The sequence below is a fragment of the Limnochorda sp. L945t genome, assembly GCF_035593305.1.
Classification (GTDB): domain Bacteria; phylum Bacillota; class Limnochordia; order Limnochordales; family Geochordaceae; genus Carboxydichorda; species Carboxydichorda subterranea.
This window is the reverse complement of record NZ_CP141615.1, coordinates 451,463-469,503: the sequence shown is the minus strand read 5'-3', so window position 1 is coordinate 469,503 and position 18,041 is coordinate 451,463. Positions and strand designations below refer to the sequence as shown.

Sequence of the window (18,041 nt, the reverse complement as noted above, 5' to 3'; positions counted from 1 at the left end):
TCTACCGATCCTCTCCGATGTCGCCGGCCGCGGGCGTACCGAACAGCGCCTGCGCCGCCCGCACCCCGTGGAGGATGGCCAGGGCCACGAGCTCGGCAGCCGTCTGCCCGGCCGCCGACACCGCGTAGGCCCGATCCATCCCGCCGTAAGGACGGGTGCCGTCCGAGCCGGGCTCCCGGGTGGAGAGGGCGAAGATGGTATCCCCGTCCCACAGGGTATGCGCGGGCACCACGGCCCGGGCGATGCCGTCGTGGGCCATGCTCGCCACCCGCTGCAGGTCGGCGCTCGAGAGCGGCAAGTCGGTCACCACCGCGGCAAGGGTGGTGGCCTGCCGGGCCCCCAGCGCGCCTGCGGCCGGCTCTCCGCTCACGGGCGCCCGGCGCTCCCGATCCCACGCACCAGCCACCCACCGACCGGTGGCCGGGTCCACCACGTTGCCGGCACAGTTGACGGCCGCCACGGCCGCCATGGCGAACCCGCCGGGAAGCTGCCCGCCCGCCACCCCGAGGCCGCCCTTCATCCGGTAGGCCGGCCCCCACAGCTTGCCCACCGTGGCGCCGCAGCCGGCGCCCACGTTGCCCTGCCGGGCCGGGGCCAGCCCCTCCCGGAGCGCGTCCTCGCAGGCGGCCCGCCCTTCGCCTGGCCCGGGCCGCCTCCGGCCATCCCCGATGTCGAGGTCGAAGAGCACCGCCCCAACGACGAGCGGCACCGGCCCTCCGGGCGTCTCGAACCCCCAACCCCGCTCTTCCAGCCACGCCATGACGCCCGACGCCGCGTCGAGCCCGAACGCGCTGCCGCCGGTAAGGAGCACCGCCTGGATGCGCGCTACCAGATTGCCCGGCCGCAGGACGTCCGTCTCCCGGGTGCCGGGCGCGCTGCCGCGCACGTCCACCGCCCCCACCGCGCCCCGGGGAAAGATGAGAACGGTACACCCGGTAGCCGACTGCGGATCCGACCAGTGCCCGATGTGAACCGCGTCCCGGAGCCCCTCGAAAGTTGCCAGGATTCGCCGCCCCTGCCGGGAACTTTACCATCCGGTGGCCGGCGGATCAACGAGAGGGAGGCCGGGCCGGAGCGCGATGGAGCGAGAGCAGCAGGGTCCAGGGCCAGAGCAGCGGGGCGCCCGATTACCGGAGGATCGCCCGCTTGAAGGGCGCACCGTGCTGGTCGGGGTGACCGGCGGTATCGCGGCGTACAAGGCGGTCGAGGTGGTGCGCCGGCTCGCCCTGTGGGGCGCGGAGGTCCACGTCCTCATGACCCGGGCGGCCACGCAGCTGATCGGGGAGGCGACGTTCCGGGAGCTCTCCTACCGTCCCGTCATCACGGACCTGTTCGAGCCCCATCCCGAGGTCGTGATGAGCCACGTGACCCTGGCCCGCCGAGCCGATCTCCTGTGCGTTTGTCCCGCCACGGCCGACGTCATCGCCAAGATGGCGGCCGGCATCGCCGACGACGCGCTCACGACCACCTACCTCGCCTGCAGCGCCCCGACCCTGGTGGTGCCCGCCATGAACAGTGCCATGTACGAGCACCCGGCCACCCAGGAAAACCTCGGCCGCCTGCGCGCGCGAGGCGTCACCATCGTCGGCCCGGCGCGGGGGCGGCTTGCCACCGGACACGAGGGGCTCGGCCGCATGGAAGAGCCCGAGCACGTGCTCGAAGAGGTCCGCCGCATCCTGTATCCGGTCAAGGACCTCCGGGGCCGGCGGATCCTGGTGACGTCAGGCCCCACCCGGGAGCCCCTCGACCCCGTTCGTTTCCTGAGCAACCGCTCGAGCGGGAAGATGGGCCACGCCATCGCCCGCCTGGCCAGGTGGCGGGGCGCCGACGTCGTCCTCGTGACCGGCCCCACGGCGCTGGAGCCGCCCTTTGGCGTGGAGACGGTGCGCGTCGAGACGGGCGAACAGATGCGCCAGGCGTGCCTCGACCGCGCCGGGGAAGCCGACGCCGTCGTCATGGCGGCAGCGGTGGCCGACTTCCGGCCTCGTTCTCCGGCGCCGACCAAGATCAAGAAGGACGATCTGGTCGCGCACTCCGCTCCGCTGCTCACCGTCGCCCTCGAGCCGACGCCTGACATCCTGCAGGAGCTTGCCCGGCGACGCCGGCCGGGCCAGATCCTCGTGGGGTTCGCCGCGGAGACGGGCGATCTCGAAGCCCTGGCCCGCCGCAAGCTGGCCGCCAAGGGCGTCGACCTCATCGTGGCCAACGACGTGACCCGTCCCGGCGCCGGCTTCGAGTCCGACACCAACGCCGCGCTGCTGCTGGGAGCCGACGGGACCCGGGTCGACGTGCCCCTCGTCACCAAGGAGGCCCTCGCCGAGCGCATCCTCGAATGGGTGGCCGCCCGCCTCGGGCGTTAGCGCGTTCCCGCGGGTGCCGCTCACCGGCCCGCGGGGCCGTCCGAGGTCAGGAAGGACCCGTCCCGAGCCCGGCGAAAGGCCGGGCAACTGCCGGGAGGTGCTCGCGATGCGCGAGGTGCTCTACCTGTCTCGGGCGGACGTAGAGGCGCTCGGGCCGTCGCCGAGCGAGATCGTACGGCTCATGGAGGAGCTTTTCCGGGCGAAGGCGGCGGGCCGGGTGGAGCTGCCACCCAAGCCGGGGATCCATCCGCGTCCCGACGCCTTCATTCACGCCATGCCGGCGTACATCGCCTCCCTCGACGCAGCCGGGCTGAAGTGGGTGGCCGGCTATCCCGGCAACTCCGTACGGGGGCTCCCCTACATCCATGGACTGCTTTTGCTCAACGACGCCGAGACCGGCGTGCCGGTAGCCATCATGGACGCCACCTGGATCACGGCCATGCGGACGGCCGCCGTTTCGGCGCTGGCAGCGCTATACCTGGCTGCGCCGGGTCGGATCACGCTGGCGATCCTCGGGTTGGGGGTCCAGGCTCGCTCGCACCTCCAGACGATGGCGGCGGTGCTGGCCGTTGCGGAGGTACGGGCGTACGACCGGGACCCGGCGCGAACCGCTACGTTCGTGCGCGACGCTGTCCAGCTGGCCCCGGGCGTCTCCGTCGTGCCCTGCGACACGCCGGCACAGGCCGTGAGAGGCGCGACCGTGATCGTGACGGCAGGACCCATCGCACGCAACCCCCGGCCGTCCATCCGGCCAGAGTGGCTGGCAGACGGCTCGCTGCTGCTCCCCATCGACTTCGACTCCATGGTGACGCCGGAAGCAATGGCGGCGTGCCGTGCGTTCATCGTGGACGACGCGGGCCAGTACGCCTACTACCGTTCCATCGGGTATTTCGCCTCGGCGCCGGTCGCTCCCGAGGGCGAACTCGGCGACGTGATCGCGGGCAGGCTGGCAGGCCGGACCCGGCCCGAAGAACGGATCACCTCCGTGAACCTGGGCCTCGCCATGGAGGACGTGGGATTGGGCTACCATCTGTACCGCGCGGCGATCGAGCGGGGCGTTGGCACGCGCCTGCCACTTTGAGGAGGCGACCGCGCGTGCAAAGAGCCTTCCCTCTCCGGGCAGACGTGGTGGTCATCGGCGGCGGCGTGGTGGGCGTGAGCACCGCTTATCACCTCGCCGCCCTTGGTCGTGCCGACGTGGTCGTGGTCGAGCGGGAAGAGGCGCTGGGCATGGGTTCCACAGGACGCTCGGCTGGTGGGGTACGGATCCAGTACTCCACCGAGGTCAATGTCCGGCTCTCTGCGTGGAGCATCGAGATGCTCCGGCGGTTCGGGGAGCTGACGGGCGAGAGCGCCGGCTTACGGCAGCACGGCTATCTCATCGTGACCGGAGATGTCGCCGAGATGTCCCGGTTCGAGCAGAACGTGGCGCTGCAACGCTCGCTCGGGTTCGACGTGAAGCTCTTGGACCCTCGGAGGGCGCAGGCGCTGGTGCCCCAACTGAGGGTCGACGACCTTGTCGGCGCAACGTTCCACGCACAGGACGGCTACGCGGACCCGCACAGCGTGCTCCAAGGGCTGGCCCGCAAGGCTCGCGAGATGGGGGCACGGTTGTTCTTGGCGACGGAGGCTTTCGCCGTCGACGTGCGGGGCGGCCGGGTGGCGGGAGTGGCGGTGCGGCGCCCGCCCGGGAGCCGGGGGCCCGGGGCGGAAGAGCAGGCGATCATCGAGGCTCGCTACGTCGTCAACGCAGCCGGGCCGTACGCGGCCGAGGTGGGCCGGATGGCGGGCGTCGTCGTGCCGGTGAAGCCGTACCGGCGCATGGTCTGGGTGACCGAGCCCATCGGGCTCTTCCGCCCCGATCTTCCCATGGTCATCGACTTCGACAGCGGGTTCTACGTCCGGCGGGAAGGCGAGCGGCTCCTGTTCGGGATGGCCAATCCGGAGGAGGGGCCGGGCTTCCGGACCGACGTGGACTGGGCCTTCTTGCCCCGGGTGCTCGAGGCGGGCGTCCACCGGCTACCGGCGCTGGCCGAGGCCCGGGTCCGCAGGGGGTGGGCCGGGCTTTACGAGGTGAGCCCCGACCACAACGCGATCATCGGCGAGGCGCCGGAGGTACGGGGCTTGTACCTGGCCAACGGGTTCAGCGGGCACGGTTTCCAGCAGGCGCCCGCGGTGGGGCGGGTCCTGGCGGAGATGATCCTGGGGCTTCCCCTCTCCGTCGACGTATCGCCCCTCGACATCCGCCGCTTCTCGACCGGCGGCAGGCTCGTCGAGTCGCAGGTGGTGTAGCCGGGCGAGGGCGGCTCCACCCGGCGGGGCCCTGCGGCGGGGAAGGAAGTGTCGCCAGGCGGGGAGGGGGACCGGAGCAGGAGGCGAATCACACAGTAAGAAAGCGTTTGGTTATCGCTGGCAACGGAGCACGCCGAGCAGAGGTGACGTGCCGGAGGGGGGCTTGGGAGGATGGACAGGTCTTTACGTGTCATGTTCCTCGCCTGGGTCTTGCTCGTGGTAGCCGCCGCGCCGGCGGCGCTGGCCGCGGAGCCCATCCGCATCGGGATCCAGGGGCCGATGTCGGGCCAGTGGGCGTACGAGGGAGACGGCTTCGTCAAGGCGATCACGCTGCTCGCCGAGCAGATCAACGCCAAAGGAGGGCTGCTGGGCCGGCCGATCCAGATCGTCACCGCCGACGACCAGTCCGACCCCGTACAGGCTGCCGTGGCCGCCCAGCGCCTGGTCAGCCAGGGGGTGGTGGCCGTCGTCGGGAGCTACGCCTCCAGCTTGACCGAGCCTGCGTCGACCATCTACGACGAGGCCGGCATCGTCCACATCACCCCGTCTTCGACCGCGACCCGCCTTTCGCAAAAGGGTTACCCGCGCTTCTTCCGCACCTGCTTCCTGGACGACCGCCAGGGGTTGTTCGCCGCCGACTTCATCACCGGGACCTTGAAGAAAAAGCGGGTCGCCATCATCCACGACAACAGCACCTACGCCTCGGGCCTGGCGGACTGGACCCGCAAGTACCTCGACGAGCGAGGCGCCCAGGTCGTCTTCTACGACGCCATCACCCCGGGCGAGCGGGACTTCACCGCCACGCTCACCCGCGTGCGGGCGGCCAACCCCGAGGTCATCTGGTTCACAGGGTATTTCCCGGAGGGGGGACTGTTGGTCAAGCAGGCGCGCAGCCTCGGTATCAAGGCGACGTTCATGGCGGGCAACGCCACCAACAACCCCGAGTTCGTGCGGATCGCCGGGGTCGACGCCGCCAAGGGCTCCGTCATCGTGACGGAGCCGATCCCGTCGGACCTCCCCTACCCCGAGGCGCGCCAATTCCTCGCGGACTACCAGAAGAAGTACGGGGAAGAGCCCGCCAGCATTTGGACGCTGATGGCGGCCGACGCGTTCCGGGTGATCGTGGAGGCGATCCGGCAAACCAAGTCTACCGACCCGGGCCAGATCGCGACCTATCTGCACCGGTCGCTGAAGGACTACCCCGGGATCACCGGGCCGATCCAGGGGTTTGACCAAAACGGTGACCGGCTGGGCACGATTCACAAGGCGTACGTGGTCAACGAAAAGGGCCAGATCGTGCCGTACCAGGGGTAGGGTGCGGAGGGCCGCCCGGTGCTCGCTCAGCAGCTGGTCAACGGCCTCGCCCTGGGATCGGTGTACGCCCTGGTCGCCCTGGGCTACACCATGGTGTACGGCGTGCTGCGGCTCATCAACTTCGCCCACGGCGAGCTGTTCATGCTGGGCGCGTACCTCACGCTCTCCGCGACGTCGGCCTGGGGGCTCGGCGGCCACCCAGCCGCTGGGCCCCTGGTCGTCATCGCGATAGGGGTCGCCGTCCTGGTGGCGGGCGTAGGGCTCGGGCTCGAGCAGGTCGCGTACCGGCCCTTGCGCCGTTCCACCCGGCTCGCTCCGGTCGTCTCGGCATTGGGAGCGAGCGTCTTCTTGCAAAACGCGGTCATGCTGACCTACGGCCCCCGCTACCAGGTGCTGCCCGAAAACCTGGTGCCTTCGCGGTCCTTCGCCATCGGTAACCTCGAGCTTTCGGTGCTGCAGCTCGTCATCCTGGGCGTGGCGCTCATGCTCATGGTGGGTCTCTACCTCTTCGTGCAGGCGACCCCTTTTGGCATGGCCATCCGCGCGGTGGCCCTGGATCAGGAGACCGCGCGGCTCATGGGCATCCGGGTCGACCGCGTCATCCAGTGGGTGTTCGTGCTGGGCCCCGCGCTGGGGGCGGTGGCAGGTCTGTTGATCGGCCTCTACTACCGCCAGATCAACTTCACCATGGGGTGGACCTACGGGCTGCGCGCCTTCACGGCCGCCATCCTGGGCGGCATCGGCAACATCCCGGGAGCCATGGTAGGAGGGCTGTTGCTGGGGGTCCTGGAGGCACTCGCAAGTGGGTACGTGTCGGTGGCCTGGAAAGACGCCATCACCTTCTTCGTCCTCATCCTCATCCTGATCGCCAGGCCGACGGGGCTGCTCGGCGAGCGGGTGGCCGAGAAGGTGTGAGGCTCACGACGCCGAGGCCGCTCATCCACCGCCTGCGGGGCGCTCGGGCCGCCGCCCTGCTCGTGCTCCTGGCCGTGGCCGCTTTCCCGCTCGTGGTCCAAAGCCCCTACTGGATCGACGTCGCCAATTTCTACGGCATCTACGCGCTGCTGGCCCTCAGCCTCAACCTGGTGGTGGGCGAGGCGGGGCTGTTCGACCTGGGCCATGCGGCCTTCTATGCGGTGGGAGCGTACGTCACCGCCATCCTCAACACGCTCCTGCACTGGCCCACGCTGTGGCTGTTTCCGGTCAGCTTCGTCGCCGCCGCGGCCGCCGGGGTCATCCTGACCCGCCCCATCCTGCACCTGCGGGGCGACTACCTGGCGATGGTCACCATCGGCTTCGGGGAGATCGTCCGGATCGCGCTGACCAACAACCTCTTCGGCCTGACCGGGGGGCCCAACGGCATTTTCGGCATCGCCCGCCCGGCCCTCGGCCCCTGGGCGATCCGTCAGCCGGCCCACTACTTCTACTACATCTGGTCTTTCGTGGCCGCCGCGGCCTGCATCACGGTACGGTTGCAGCAAAGCCGCATCGGGCGGGCCTGGAACTACATCCGTGAGGACGAGGTGGCCGCACAGGCCATGGGCATCGACGTCGTGCGGATGAAGCTCCTGGCCTTTGCGCTCGGCGCAGGTCTCGCCGGGGTCGCAGGCAATCTGTACGCCGCCCGCATGACGGTCATCGCACCGGAGCGGTTCAACTTCTGGGAGTCGGTGGTGATCTTCAGCATGGTCGTGCTCGGAGGTCCGGGCTCGGTGCCAGGGGTACTGCTCGGCGCGTTCGCGCTGTGGGTGCTCCCCGAGCTCTTCCGGGAGTTCGCCCAGGCACGGATGCTGGTCTTCGGCGCGGCCATGGTGGCCATGATGGTGTTCCGGCCGGAGGGGCTGTGGCCCGGCACCGTCTGGCTACGGGCTACCCGGTCCCACCAAGGAGAAGGGGGCGCAGGGAGCGCCCCGGAAGCGGGCGCCACCGGTATACCGGGCAGCGGAGCGGAGCTGGCCGCCTCGCCGGCCGCAAGAGGGGGCCGGCGATGACGGAGCAGCCACACGGCGGGCCACTCCTCGAGATCGTAGACGTGCGACGGCGCTTCGGCGGGGTCGTGGCGCTCGACCAGGTCTCCATGCGCGTGGAAAAGGGCGAGATCGTGGGGCTGATCGGGCCCAACGGGGCCGGCAAGACCACGCTCTTCAACCTGATCACGGGCATCTACCGGCCGGACGGCGGCGAGATCCGCTTCGCCGGCAGGAGCGTGGTGGGGCTGCGCCCCCACCAGATCGCCGCGCTCGGGATCGCGCGCACTTTCCAGACGATCCGGCTGTTTCCTCATCTGACGGCCCTGGAAAACGTCATGGCAGGGCTTCACCACTCGACCCGGAGCGGCGTGCTGGACGCCATCTTCTCCACTCCCCGCCACCGCAGAGAGCAACGCTGGGCCGTCTCCCGGGCGCGGCAGCTGCTGGAGGAGCTCGGCATCGCCCGCTACGAGCATGAGCTGGCCTCCCATCTGCCGTACGGAGACCAGCGCCGGCTGGAGATCGCCAGAGCGCTGGCCACCGACCCGGCGCTGGTCATCCTCGACGAGCCCGCCGGCGGGCTGTCGGACGCCGAGCGCACGTGGCTCATGCAACGGATCCGGCAGCTGAGGGATCGGGGACTGACCATCCTCGTCATCGAGCACCACATGCGGGTGGTGATGGGGATTTCGGACCGCGTCGTGGTGCTCGACCAGGGGCGCGTCATCGCGGAGGGGCCTCCTCAGAGCATCCAGGCGGATCCGGCCGTGATCTCCGCCTACCTCGGGCGGGAGGACGAGCCGTGGGAGCCGTGAACGAGGGCGAGCAAGTCGGCGCGGGCGCCCCGCCGGCCCTCCTCGAGCTCGAGGAGGTCCACGTCTTCTACGGGCGGGTGCACGCGCTGAGCGGGCTCACGCTGCACGTCCGCGAGGGCGAGATCGTGGCGCTCCTGGGCGCCAACGGCGCCGGGAAGTCGACCACGCTCCGGGCCATCTCGGGGCTCGTACGGCCGGCGTCGGGCCAGGTGCGACTGGACGGCCGGCCCATTTCGGGCCTGCCGGCCGATGCCATCGTGAGCCGGGGCGTCGCGCACGTGCCCGAGGGGCGGCGCGTGTTCGCCACGCTCACCGTCGAGGAGAACCTGCGCCTGGGGGCCTTCTTGCGCCGGCGGGACCAGGCCGGCGTGGCCCGGTCGCTCGAGTGGGTCTACTCCCTCTTCCCTCGCCTCGCCGAGCGCCGGCGCCAGCTGGCCGGGACGCTGTCGGGCGGGGAGCAGCAGATGCTCGCCATCGGGCGGGCGCTCATGGCCGGGCCCCGCATCCTGCTGCTCGACGAGCCCTCGCTTGGCCTCGCCCCGCTGCTGGTGCGCAGCATTTTCGCAACCCTGCGCGCCATCCACCGGCAAGGCGTCGCCATCCTCCTGGTCGAGCAAAACGCTCGGGCGGCCCTGCGGCTCGCCGGCAGGGCCTACGTGCTGGAGACCGGCCGCCTCTTCGCCGCCGGGGAAAGCGGCGCCCTGGCCGCCGACCCGAGGATCCGTGAAGCCTACCTGGGAGCTTGAGGCCGGTCCGGCTCAGGCGGGGCGGAGGCCGGCAGGTCAGCGAGCGCCGCCCTTCTCCACCCACTCCCGCATGCGGGCGATCCCCTCGCGCAACTGCTCCCGGGAGGCGGCGTACGAGAGCCGCACGTACTGCTGGTCTTCCTCCGGATCTGGCGTGCCGAAGGCCGTGCCCGCCAGGAGCGCCACCCCCGCCTCGTGCAACATCCGGGAAGCGAACTCCCGGGCGTCTTTGGCCCCCACTCGCCGGCACGCCTCCGTCACGTTGGGGTACACGTAGAACGCGCCGGACGGCGGGCTCACCCGTACCCCCGGCACCTGGTCGAGCAGCTCCACGACCAGGTCGCGCCGCGCACGGAACTCGGCCACCATGGCCTCCGACGGCTCCTGGGGCCCTTCCAGCGCGGCGATGCCGGCCATCTGGGTGAACGTCGCGGTGCACGACTCGACGTTGGTGACCAGCCGGGCGACGTCCGCCGCCACCGGCGCCGGCATGATCCCGTACCCCAGCCGCCAGCCCGTCATGGCGTAGATCTTGGAGAACCCGTCGAGGACGATGGTGCGGGCGCGCATGTCCGGCAGCGCGGCGATGCTGACGAACTCGCCGTCGAACAGGATGCGGCTGTAGATCTCGTCGGAGAGCACCCACAGGTCGTGCTCGACCGCCAGCTGCGCGACCCAGGCCAGCACCTCCCGGGAGAGCACGCCTCCGGTCGGGTTGTGGGGAGAGTTGAGGATCACCAGCCGCGTGCGGGGCGTGATGCGGGAGGAGAGCTCGTCGGGGTCGAAGACGAAACCCCGGTGCTCGCGCAGGTAAAGCGGCACCGGCACCGCGCCCGCCAGGCGGATGGCCGACTCGTAGATCGGAAAGCCCGGATTGGGGTAGATCACCTCGTCACCGGGATCGACGCACGAGAGCAACGTGTAGTAGATGATGGGCTTCGCCCCCGGAGTGACCACCACCTCGTCGGCCGAGAAGCGCAAGCCCCGCAGCCGTCCTGCCACCCGGGCGATGGCCTCCCGCAACGGTTGGATGCCCGCCGAGGGCGAGTAGTGCGTGTAATTGTCCCGGATCGCGGCGATGCCCGCCTGCTTGATGTGCTCGGGCGTGTCGAAATCGGGCTCCCCGATGGCGAAGTTGTAGATGCGCCGCCCCTGCGCCTCGAGGCGCTTCACCTCGGCCAGCACCTCGAAGGCGGTCTCGGTCCCCACCACGCTCATGCGCGACGCCCGTACCGGCACCCTCGTCACCGCTCCCTCCGGCTCGCTTCTCCCTCTCTCCGTGCCCGCCGGATGGCCTGTTTCGCCCCGGGCGACACGGACTCCTGGCGCTTCTTCTGGAGGAATCCGGGCCGCCGGGCCTAACTCCACCCTGGGCCGAGACAAGGCAGAGGGACCCGGAAGCGGGCCCGGGCGATGGGGGGCGCAGGGCATGGCGGTGCCCACGATGCAGGCGATCCGGTTCCACGAGCACGGAGGGCCGGAGGTGCTGCGGCTGGAGGAGGTTGCCATACCCCGGCCCGGCCCGGGCGAGGTGCGCGTACGGGTACGGGCTTGCGCCCTCAACCACCTGGACATCTGGAACCGGCGGGGCATGCCGGGCCGCAGGCTCTCCCTGCCCCGCATCCCGGGCGCCGACGTGGCCGGCGAGATCGACGAGCTGGGCGCCGGCGTCTCCGGCCTGGAGGCCGGCTCCCGGGTTCTGGTCAACCCGGGCATCAGCTGCGGCCGGTGCGAGGCCTGCCTGTCGGGCCAGGACACCCTTTGCCCCCAGTACCACATCCTGGGTTCGCAGGTAGACGGCGGATACGCCCAGTACGTGATCGTCCCGGCGGCCAACGTGCTGCCCATGCCCCGTCACCTGTCGTTCGAGCAGGCGGCGGCCGTGCCTCTGGTCTTCCTGACGGCCTGGCACATGCTCGTGACGCTGGCCCGGGTCCGGCCGGGCGAAACGGTGCTGGTCTGGGGCGCCGGCAGCGGGGTGGGCTCGGCCGCCATCCAGATCGCCCGCCTCCTGGGCGCCCGGGTCTTCGCCACTGTCGGCAGCGACGACAAGATGGAGAGAGCCCGCCACCTCGGGGCGGAGGTGGTGCTCCACCACGGCCGCCAGCACGTTGACGAGGAGATACGCTCCCTCACCGGCCGCCGCGGCGTCGACGTGGTCGTGGAGCACGTGGGTCAGGCGACGTGGGAGAAGAGCATCCGCAGCCTCACCCACGGCGGGCGGCTGGTCACCTGTGGGGCCACGACCGGTTACGAGGGGCTGACCGACATCCGCTACCTGTTCTCTCGCCAGCTGCGCCTCTTCGGCTCGTACATGGGCAGCAAGGCCGAGCTGCTCCATCTCATGCCGTTCGTAGAGCGCGGCCAGCTCAAGCCCGTCGTGGACCGGGTGTGGCCGCTGGCCGAAGCGGCGCAGGCCCACCGGTGGATGGAGGAACGGCGCCACTTCGGCAAACTGGTGCTCACCATCCCCTGACGCCCGTCATCCGGGCCAGCGGACGTCCAGGTCGAGGGCGCTTGCTTCGGCGGCTCGCACCACCGGGTTGACGAGCCGGCCGATCCGCTCGATCTCCACCTCGACGACGTCGCCGGGCTTGAGGAAGACCGGGGGTTTGCGGTAAACCCCCACCCCGTCGGGCGTCCCCGTGGCCAGCACGTCGCCGGGCTCCAGGGTGATGCCCTGGGAGATGAAGGCCAAAAGGGCGCGTACGGGAAAGATCATCTCGGCCGTGGAGGAGTCCTGGTAGGCGACGCCGTTGACCCGGCAAACAATGCGAAGCTTCTGCGGATCCGGGATCTCGTCCGCGGTCGCCACCCACGGCCCCATGGGCGCGAACGTGTCCTGCGACTTGCCGCGGACCCACTGGCCGTCCCCTTTCTGGTAGTCCCGGGCCGTCACGTCGTTGAACGTGGTGTACCCGAAGACCGCCTCCAGGGCCGTCGCGTCCACGAGCCTCCGGCTTCGCCGGCCGATGATCACCGCGAGCTCGGCCTCGAAGTCGACCTGGTCGCTCCCCTCGGCCATGGCGATGGGCCTGCGGTGAGCGTTGTACGCGTTGGGCCACTTGGCGAAGAGGATGGGCCGTTTGGGAGGATCGACGTGCTGCTCGCGGCAGTGGTCCCAGTAATTGAGCCCGATGCACATCACCTTGGACGGCACCACGGGCGGCAGCCACTCGATCTCGGGAGCCTCGGGGTCGAGGATCTCCCCGTAGCGCCCCTGCTCGGCCGCCTCCACCAGGCGTCGCACCGCCTCCATGGGACGCCGATCCCCGGCCCCCCAGGCCCGGACGAGGCCGATGAGGCTCAGCGGGAGTTCTCCGGTCGACCATCCCGGCGTGCGAGCGGCCTGCGTCACGTCCACCATCCCTGCACCCGCCCGCACCACGAGGTGCGCCTCGCCACCCCTGTGGATCGTTGCCAGCTTCAACCCCGGTCCCTCCTCTTCGGCGGCTCATGCCCGCTCCGGTGACTCATGCCCGAAGCACGGCTCCGGTGCTGGCCGAGGTGACCATCCGCACGTAGCGCCCCAGCCACCCCCGCGTGATACGGGGCGCCGGGGGCTCCCAGCGGGCACGTCGACGCTCCAGCTCGTCGTGGGAGACGAGGATCTCCAGCCGGCGCTCCCGCAGGTCGACCCGGATCGGATCCCCGTCCCGGACCAGCGCCAGCGGCCCTCCCTCCGCCGCCTCGGGCGACACGTGGCCCACGCAGATCCCCCGCGTGCCGCCCGAAAACCGCCCATCCGTCACCAGCGCGACCCTGGTCCCCAGCCCCATCCCCACGATGGCCGAGGTGGGGGCCAGCATCTCCGGCATTCCGGGTCCGCCCCGCGGGCCCTCGTAGCGGATGACCACCACGTGGCCCGGGCGCACCTTACCGGCTTTGATGCCGTCCAGGGCCTCCTGCTCGCCGTCGAACACGATGGCCGGGCCCTCGTGCCCGTCGATCCCCGGCTCGACCGCTCCCGTCTTGATGAGCGCCCCGTGGGGCGCCAGGTTGCCCCACAAGACGGCCAGCCCGCCGGTCGGGCTGTGCGCCCGCTCCAGCGGCCGGATCACCTCGGGGTCACGGATCTCGGCAGCGTCGGCAATCTGCCCGATGGTGCGGCCGTCCACCGTCGGGCGATCCCGGTGGAGCAGGCCCGGGATGCGGGAAAGCTCCTTGAGGATGGCGGGGATGCCGCCGGCCCGGTGCACGTCCTCCATGTGCCAGCGCGAAGCCGGGCTCACCTTGGCGAGGTGCGGCACCCGGTCGGCGAGCCGGTTGAGCCGCTCCAGCGGGTAGTCGATGCCCGCCTCGTGAGCCAGGGCCAGGGCGTGGAGCACGGTGTTGGTGCTCCCGCCCATGGCCATGTCCAGCGCGAAGGCGTTGTCCAGCGACTCGGCGTCGACGATGTCGAGAAACTTGACGTCCTGCTCGACCAGCTCCACGATACGCCGGGCGGCCCGGCGGGCCAGGTCCTCGCGTTCGGCGGTGCGGGCCAGGGCCGTGCCGTTGCCGGGCAGCGCCACGCCCAGCGCCTCGGAGAGACAGTTCATGGAGTTGGCAGTGAACATGCCCGAGCACGAGCCACAGCTCGGGCAGGCGGCCGCCTCGATGCGGTAGAGCTCGTCGGCGCTGATGCGGCCGGCCTGCACGGCCCCCACGCCCTCGAAGACCGAGATGAGGTCGATGGCCCGGCCGTCGAGCCTCCCCGCCGCCATCGGGCCGCCGCTGACGAAGATCGTGGGGATGTTGAGCCGTGCCGCGGCCATCAGCATCCCGGGGACGACCTTGTCGCAGTTGGGGATGCAGACGATCCCGTCGAACCAGTGGGCCGCCACCATGGTCTCGACCGAGTCGGCGATGAGCTCCCGGCTCGCCAGCGAGTAGCGCATCCCGACGTGGCCCATCGCGATGCCGTCGTCGACGGCAATCGTGTTGAACTCGAAGGGCACGCCCCCTGCCTCCCGCACCGCCTCCTTGATCAGCCTGGCGAACTCCTGCAGATGCACGTGCCCGGGCACGATGTCCGCGTACGAGTTGACGATGCCGATGAACGGGCGGTCGAAGTCCCGCTCCGAAACCCCTGCGGCCCGCAGGAGGCTGCGGTGGGGCGCCCGGTCGATGCCCCGCTTGATGACGTCGCTGCGCATGCCGTCTCGAAGCCCCCCGAGCGGGGGCGCTGATCCCCCGAGAATGGCGCCAGGCTTCGCCTCGCCTCCGGATGTTTCCTGCCGGCGGGCGCTGTTTGGTACGAGCGCTCCGCCTCAGTACAAGAACTCCTCGACGAAGTAGTACGACCACCGGGCGCCTCGTCCGAGCCGTACGCCCGACAGGATGGCCTCGGCCTGCTGGCGCACTTCGGCCGGGCTGAGCGGCTCGATCCCGGCCTGCGCCGCCAGGCGAGCGTATGGCGCCTGTTGCGGTATGACGAGCGGCGAGAGGAGCAGCTGGTCGCCCCGGCCGAGGCCGGCGGCGTTGACCAGCGCGATGCTCTGGCGCACGTGCTCTTGCGCGAATGCGCGGCCGCCCGCTCCCAGGAGCAGGATGAGCCCCACCCCGATGCCGCCCTCCTTCATGGCGCGCACGTTCGCCAGGACGTCGGCGGCCGTCCCGGGCTTGTCGAGGAACCGCAGCACGCCGTCGCTGCCCGACTCGGCCCCTACGTAGACGCGCCGCAGGCCGGCCTCGCCCAGTTCGGCCCACTGGGGAGCCTGCTTGCGCCTCCCGCTGAAGGCGTCCAGGAAACCGAACACCTCACGGCCGTCCAGCGCCTCCCGCACGGCCGCCAGGGCGTCGACCAGGCGCGCGGCCGGCAGGACCAGCGCGTTGGCGTCACCCAGGAAGACGGTGTGGCGGCGCAGGAGGCCGGCCCCGAAAAAGGCCTTCACCTCCTGGATGTGGCGGCGCAACGCCTCCGGGGAGCGGACCTCGAAGCGCCGGTCCCGGTAGAAGGTGCAGAAGGTGCACCGGTTGTACCAGCATCCCGAGGTCAGCTGCACGACGATCGAGAGGTACTGGTCGGGCGGCAGGATCCCGATGGGCCGGTAAACCGCCGCAAAGCGCCTGGCGTCGTCCTCGAGCGCGTCGAAGTCGAGGGCGGGCACCGCCGGGTAGCCTCCCTCTCGGGCTCGGGCAGCGGTCCGGCACGCCAGGTCGACCACGTCTCGGGCTTCGGCTGCGCTCAGGTGGCGCCGCAACCGCCGGGAGAGCCCTGGAGCGCCGGGCAGGCGCCGGCGCTCCAGGAAACGATTGTCGAGCCCTCGCCGGTACCCGACCCCGTCGACGAAGGCCTCCAGCAGCCGCCCCTCCAGGTCGAAGGTGAAAAGCCGCCGGCTTCCCTCGCCCACGATGGCGTGATCGCTTTCCAGGCGGGCCCAGGGCCCCCGGGGCAGCGGGTCGTCCCGGAGCAGCACCTTGCCCCGCGGCAGCGGCTCACTCGTAGGCATAGCCCGGCTCGGCCACCTCCGAGCCGTCGTCGTGGCGGCGGATGGTGAAGTCGCCGAAGACCGCGGGCGCCTGCTCCTGAAGGATCTTGAGAACGGCGATGGCCACCCGCCGGATCTCTGCTTCGGCGTGCTCGCTCGCCCGCATGCGCACGAAGTGGCGCCAGGCGCGGAAGTTGCCCGTCATGACCAGGGCCGTCTCGGTGGCGTTGGGCAGCACCGAGCGAGCCGCCTGGCGGGCGAGTTTGCGGCGCAGCGACGGGTCGTCGACGTGGGCGTAGCGGGCCCGCAGCCGTTCCACCAATCGCGCGTAGGCTTCCTTGGACGCCCGGGTCACGCTCTCGGCGATGGCTTGCGCCTCGGGGTCGCCTTCGAGCGCGGGCGGGAGCACCATGCGGGCCTCGGCCTCGTTGACGAACCGCTGGCTGACCTGGCTGTAGCTGAAGTGGCGATGGCGCACGATCTCGTGCGAACAGGAGCGAGAGATGCCCTCGATGAGGAAGCTGGCGCTGGCGTGCTCGATGACGGAGAGGTGCCCCTGCGCCAGGAGGTGGCCGATGTACTCGGCGTTGGCGCGCCCGCTCGGGTTGTGGAAGGAGCGGTAGCACAGCCTGCCTGCGAACTCGATGAGCTGCTGGGCCGGGTTGTCGGTATCGGTCTCCCACTCGATGTGGGAGGGGGGCGTGAACTGGGTGACCGCCAGGAGCGTCACCCTCGGCTCGTGGATCCAGGCCTCGGCCATCGCTCGTACGCCTTCCTTCCTCGGACCCGCTGCGGCTCTATGGTACAATGCCCGGCGGGAGGGATCACGGTGGCCCGCCCCAGGCGCCTGGCCATCCTCGGCAGCACCGGCTCTCTCGGCATCCAAGCCCTGGAGATCTGCCGGCGTTTCCCCGACCGCTTCGACGTCGTGGCCCTGGGGGCCTCCGGAGCGCGGCCCGAGCTGCTGGCCCGGCAGGCGCAGCGGTTTGGCGCGCGATGGGTGGCCGTCGCCCGCGAGCAGGCCGTGGAGGAGCTCCGCTCCGCCGGCGTCTCGCCGCCGGCTCACGTGATCATGGCCGGGCCGGACGCCCTCGAGCAGGTCGCGGCCCTTCCGGACCTCGACCTGGTGGTCGTCCTGACGGTGGGGCTCGCCGGCCTCGGGCCGACCCTGGCCGCCCTGCGCGCCGGCCACCCCGTGGCCCTCGCCAACAAAGAGGTGCTGGTCGCCGCGGGGGAGCTCATGCCGGTCGCAGAGCTCGTACGAAGCGGCCGCATCCTTCCCGTCGACTCCGAGCACTCCGCCATCTGGCAGAGCCTGCTGGGCGAGAGCCCGCTCCAGGTGCGCCGGCTCTGGTTGACCGCGTCGGGCGGCCCGTTCTGGGGTTGGAGCGCGGACCAGCTGCGGCAGGTCACGCCCCATCAAGCCCTGGCCCATCCGACCTGGCGCATGGGGCCGCGGGTGACCGTCGACTCGGCGACGCTCGTCAACAAAGGGTTCGAGGTGATCGAGGCGCGCCATCTGTTCGGGGTCGGCTACGACGCTATCGGGGTCGTCGTGCACCGCCAGAGCGTCGTCCACTCCATGGTGGAGTTCGCCGACGGCTCCGTCAAAGCGCAACTCAGCCTGCCCGACATGCGCCTGCCCATTCTCTTCGCCCTGAGCTATCCCGAGCGCCTGGCGTACGACGGCGTGCCGCCCCTGTGGGGAGACGGGGCCCCCGTCGCCTTGAGCTTCCAGCCCTTGCGCCCCGGTGAGGAGCCCAGGGGCATCGCTCTGGCCCGGCAGGCGGCGGAGCACGGCCGCACTTATCCCGCCGTGCTCGCGGCGGCGGACGAGGTCGCCGTAGACGCCTTCTTGCAGGGCCGGCTGCCCTTCGACCGTATCCTCGATGTGGTCGAGGATACGCTCCAGGCCCACGATCCCGAGCGCGGGCCCCTCACGCTGCAGGCCGTGCGCGCGGCGGACGCCTGGGCGACGAGGACGGCGAGGGAGCGTTGCATAACGTTAACAGCTTCTTCTTGACGTCGCAATGCGGGGCAAAGCAAACGCAACACCCCGCGGCCATCCTGTCCTTGGCTCCGACAAGTGAACTCCCTCGGTCCCTCAACGCGTCGGACACCCGTCCCCCAG

General features: G+C 70.9%; 16 protein-coding genes. 10 read left to right on the top strand and 6 right to left on the bottom strand.

Annotated elements, in window-relative coordinates; all coding sequences use genetic code 11:
* Nucleotide 1 precedes the first annotated feature (1 nt).
* The gene (locus U7230_RS02210; RefSeq protein WP_324718164.1) at nt 2-967 is read right to left on the bottom strand and encodes a P1 family peptidase; all 966 of its coding nucleotides are present in this window, start codon (nt 965-967) and stop codon (nt 2-4) included.
* Nucleotides 968-1,079: 112 nt separating this feature from the next.
* Between U7230_RS02210 and coaBC the strand changes: the two genes are divergently transcribed.
* From coaBC to U7230_RS02170, 8 genes are all read left to right on the top strand, one after another.
* Nucleotides 1,080-2,360 (top strand): bifunctional phosphopantothenoylcysteine decarboxylase/phosphopantothenate--cysteine ligase CoaBC, encoded by a 1,281-nt coding sequence (gene coaBC, locus U7230_RS02205; protein ID WP_324717117.1) that lies wholly within the window; start codon nt 1,080-1,082, stop codon nt 2,358-2,360.
* Between the two features lie 106 nt (nt 2,361-2,466).
* Nucleotides 2,467-3,441 (top strand): ornithine cyclodeaminase family protein, encoded by a 975-nt coding sequence (locus U7230_RS02200; protein ID WP_324717116.1) that lies wholly within the window; start codon nt 2,467-2,469, stop codon nt 3,439-3,441.
* 14 nt (nt 3,442-3,455) lie between these two features.
* The gene (locus U7230_RS02195) at nt 3,456-4,652 is read left to right on the top strand and encodes an NAD(P)/FAD-dependent oxidoreductase (protein WP_324717115.1); all 1,197 of its coding nucleotides are present in this window, start codon (nt 3,456-3,458) and stop codon (nt 4,650-4,652) included.
* Nucleotides 4,653-4,823: 171 nt separating this feature from the next.
* A complete protein-coding gene (locus U7230_RS02190) occupies nt 4,824-5,966 on the top strand; it encodes a branched-chain amino acid ABC transporter substrate-binding protein (RefSeq protein WP_324717114.1) in 1,143 nt (380 codons plus the stop codon).
* Nucleotides 5,967-5,984: 18 nt separating this feature from the next.
* Nucleotides 5,985-6,881: a branched-chain amino acid ABC transporter permease gene (locus tag U7230_RS02185; protein WP_324717113.1), complete on the top strand. Its 897-nt coding sequence runs from the start codon at nt 5,985-5,987 to the stop codon at nt 6,879-6,881.
* On the top strand, nt 6,878-7,957 hold the full coding sequence (locus tag U7230_RS02180) for a branched-chain amino acid ABC transporter permease (RefSeq protein ID WP_324717112.1): 1,080 nt from the start codon (nt 6,878-6,880) through the stop codon (nt 7,955-7,957). Before U7230_RS02185 ends, U7230_RS02180 begins: the two co-directional genes overlap by 4 nt.
* On the top strand, nt 7,954-8,751 hold the full coding sequence (locus tag U7230_RS02175) for an ABC transporter ATP-binding protein (protein WP_324717111.1): 798 nt from the start codon (nt 7,954-7,956) through the stop codon (nt 8,749-8,751). Before U7230_RS02180 ends, U7230_RS02175 begins: the two co-directional genes overlap by 4 nt.
* Nucleotides 8,739-9,497 (top strand): ABC transporter ATP-binding protein, encoded by a 759-nt coding sequence (locus tag U7230_RS02170; RefSeq protein WP_324717110.1) that lies wholly within the window; start codon nt 8,739-8,741, stop codon nt 9,495-9,497. Before U7230_RS02175 ends, U7230_RS02170 begins: the two co-directional genes overlap by 13 nt.
* Nucleotides 9,498-9,533: 36 nt before the next feature.
* Here the strand turns inward: U7230_RS02170 and U7230_RS02165 are convergent, their stop codons facing one another.
* Entirely contained in the window at nt 9,534-10,745 is a 1,212-nt protein-coding gene (locus U7230_RS02165) for a pyridoxal phosphate-dependent aminotransferase (RefSeq protein WP_324717109.1), read from the bottom strand.
* Between the two features lie 196 nt (nt 10,746-10,941).
* Between U7230_RS02165 and U7230_RS02160 the strand changes: the two genes are divergently transcribed.
* Nucleotides 10,942-11,973, top strand: a complete 1,032-nt coding sequence (locus U7230_RS02160) for a zinc-binding dehydrogenase (RefSeq protein WP_404980618.1) — start codon at nt 10,942-10,944, stop codon at nt 11,971-11,973.
* 6 nt (nt 11,974-11,979) lie between these two features.
* Here the strand turns inward: U7230_RS02160 and U7230_RS02155 are convergent, their stop codons facing one another.
* The 4 genes from U7230_RS02155 to thyX form a co-directional block, all read right to left on the bottom strand.
* The gene (locus U7230_RS02155) at nt 11,980-12,927 is read right to left on the bottom strand and encodes a fumarylacetoacetate hydrolase family protein (RefSeq protein WP_324717107.1); all 948 of its coding nucleotides are present in this window, start codon (nt 12,925-12,927) and stop codon (nt 11,980-11,982) included.
* 43 nt (nt 12,928-12,970) lie between these two features.
* Nucleotides 12,971-14,635 (bottom strand): dihydroxy-acid dehydratase, encoded by a 1,665-nt coding sequence (gene ilvD / locus U7230_RS02150; RefSeq protein WP_324717106.1) that lies wholly within the window; start codon nt 14,633-14,635, stop codon nt 12,971-12,973.
* Between the two features lie 114 nt (nt 14,636-14,749).
* Nucleotides 14,750-15,931: a radical SAM protein gene (locus U7230_RS02145; protein ID WP_324717105.1), complete on the bottom strand. Its 1,182-nt coding sequence runs from the start codon at nt 15,929-15,931 to the stop codon at nt 14,750-14,752.
* Entirely contained in the window at nt 15,918-16,670 is a 753-nt protein-coding gene (gene thyX / locus U7230_RS02140; protein WP_324717104.1) for an FAD-dependent thymidylate synthase, read from the bottom strand. The genes U7230_RS02145 and thyX overlap by 14 nt, the downstream gene beginning before the upstream one ends.
* A gap of 69 nt (nt 16,671-16,739) precedes the next feature.
* Here thyX and dxr point away from each other — a divergent pair, with 69 nt between their 5' ends.
* On the top strand, nt 16,740-17,933 hold the full coding sequence (gene dxr / locus U7230_RS02135; protein WP_324717103.1) for a 1-deoxy-D-xylulose-5-phosphate reductoisomerase: 1,194 nt from the start codon (nt 16,740-16,742) through the stop codon (nt 17,931-17,933).
* Nucleotides 17,934-18,041: the final 108 nt, after the last annotated feature.

What these genes read in the sequence shown, in the direction of transcription:
- coaBC (WP_324717117.1), top strand. Translation starts at nt 1,080, where the DNA reads ATGGAGCGAGAGCAGCAGGGTCCAGGGCCAGAGCAGCGGGGCGCCCGA.
- U7230_RS02200 (WP_324717116.1), top strand. Translation starts at nt 2,467, where the DNA reads ATGCGCGAGGTGCTCTACCTGTCTCGGGCGGACGTAGAGGCGCTCGGG.
- U7230_RS02190 (WP_324717114.1), top strand. Translation starts at nt 4,824, where the DNA reads ATGGACAGGTCTTTACGTGTCATGTTCCTCGCCTGGGTCTTGCTCGTG.
- U7230_RS02175 (WP_324717111.1), top strand. Translation starts at nt 7,954, where the DNA reads ATGACGGAGCAGCCACACGGCGGGCCACTCCTCGAGATCGTAGACGTG.
- U7230_RS02160 (WP_404980618.1), top strand. Translation starts at nt 10,942, where the DNA reads ATGCAGGCGATCCGGTTCCACGAGCACGGAGGGCCGGAGGTGCTGCGG.
- ilvD (WP_324717106.1), bottom strand. Translation starts at nt 14,635, where the DNA reads ATGCGCAGCGACGTCATCAAGCGGGGCATCGACCGGGCGCCCCACCGC.
- U7230_RS02145 (WP_324717105.1), bottom strand. Translation starts at nt 15,931, where the DNA reads ATGCCTACGAGTGAGCCGCTGCCGCGGGGCAAGGTGCTGCTCCGGGAC.
- thyX (WP_324717104.1), bottom strand. Translation starts at nt 16,670, where the DNA reads ATGGCCGAGGCCTGGATCCACGAGCCGAGGGTGACGCTCCTGGCGGTC.